Source organism: Corynebacterium sp. HMSC074A09 (assembly GCF_001811545.1).
In the GTDB taxonomy this organism is placed as follows: Bacteria; Actinomycetota; Actinomycetes; order Mycobacteriales; family Mycobacteriaceae; genus Corynebacterium; species Corynebacterium hiratae.
The window spans coordinates 516-1,615 of sequence record NZ_KV805158.1 but is presented as its reverse complement, the minus strand read 5'-3'; the positions used below and the strand labels follow the sequence as shown (position 1 = coordinate 1,615).

Below are 1,100 nucleotides of genomic sequence, written 5' to 3'. Positions count from 1 at the left end.
GCCGCAAATCCACACGAAATGTCCCTTAAGCCTTCGTACTTGAACTGGCCCTTTACTTTTGACCAAGCACCGTTTCGCTCTATGTCGCGACGATGTTTGCTCACCGACTCTTTTCAATTAAATATTGCATCACGCGCTTTGGAACATCCGCCGAAAAATATTGACAAGCATGATTACGGAATCAGCGATTATGCCAGCTTCACGGCGCGATGAGTTCGGTGCGTGTTTTATCGAATGCGCTAACGCAATTGCCTTACGAACAAAACTACGCAGTTCACTATTCGCTTGTTGCGTCCTGGAAGTTCTACGTCAACAACTCGTTCCAGCCGATTTTTTGAGTTTCCCTCATTAAATCTATTCGCATCATCACTATCCCGTAAGTGACGAGTTTCGTCAAAGGCTACGCGGTTCAATTCGTCGAGAATGCGAACCACCCGATTACCGACATCGCTGAAGTCACTTTGAGTATTTGCAAAAGCAAACTTCTCACGGAGCTCCTTGATTTCTGTATCAATCCGCACCCATCCGGTAGAATCCCGCGGACTAACAGGAGAAGCCAGTTTTCCTTGAAGCTGCGCATCTTCGAGGCCTTCGACATGCCTCTCAAACGGATCAAATATTGCGCTAAGAATCTGCCGTCTAGCTTGATAGCTTCCTTCAGCACCGTTCTGTTTCCAATAGTCTTTAAACGAAGACTCATCCTTAAAAGGAATATCCAAGTTAAATCTCAAGCGTATTGCTACGGATTACAATGAACGACGACACGTCGCAAGTTCTTCTTCCGAAAGCCGACGACTTCCAGATGTCCCACGCACTGTAAATTGGCCCTTCCGGTTTTAGAGTGCGTTGATTTTGTCCTGTAGTTGTCCGGAGTGGATTAGGCATCGCAAGATGTAGTGGTCGAGGTTTTTAAATCCTAGGGCGATGCCGCGTAGGTGTTCGAGTCTGCCGTTGATTGCCTCAACGGGGCCGTTGGAGGCACCGATATCAAAGTAGGCAAGCACATCTTTGCGCCGACGCCACAGGGTGCGCCCCAGTTGGGCGAGCTCGTCTAAACCTTTTGGTAGCCCTTTACGCAGGGTGTGGATGATGCGTTCCAT

General features: G+C 48.4%; 3 protein-coding genes. 1 reads left to right on the top strand and 2 read right to left on the bottom strand.

What is annotated here, in order from left to right; translation table 11 throughout:
* The coding region (locus HMPREF2807_RS14230) for a hypothetical protein (RefSeq protein WP_232751668.1) at nucleotides 1–213 on the top strand (213 nt) is incomplete at its 5' end.
* A gap of 26 nt (nucleotides 214–239) precedes the next feature.
* On the opposite strand, the gene HMPREF2807_RS10640 is transcribed toward HMPREF2807_RS14230, so the two are convergent.
* Both HMPREF2807_RS10640 and HMPREF2807_RS13760 read right to left on the bottom strand, forming a co-directional pair.
* On the bottom strand, nucleotides 240–719 hold the full coding sequence (locus tag HMPREF2807_RS10640) for a hypothetical protein (RefSeq protein WP_232751667.1): 480 nt from the start codon (nucleotides 717–719) through the stop codon (nucleotides 240–242).
* A 117-nt stretch (nucleotides 720–836) separates the two neighbouring features.
* Nucleotides 837–1,100, bottom strand: a 264-nt coding sequence (locus HMPREF2807_RS13760) for a transposase (RefSeq protein WP_198531402.1), incomplete at its 5' end; no start/stop codon positions are given.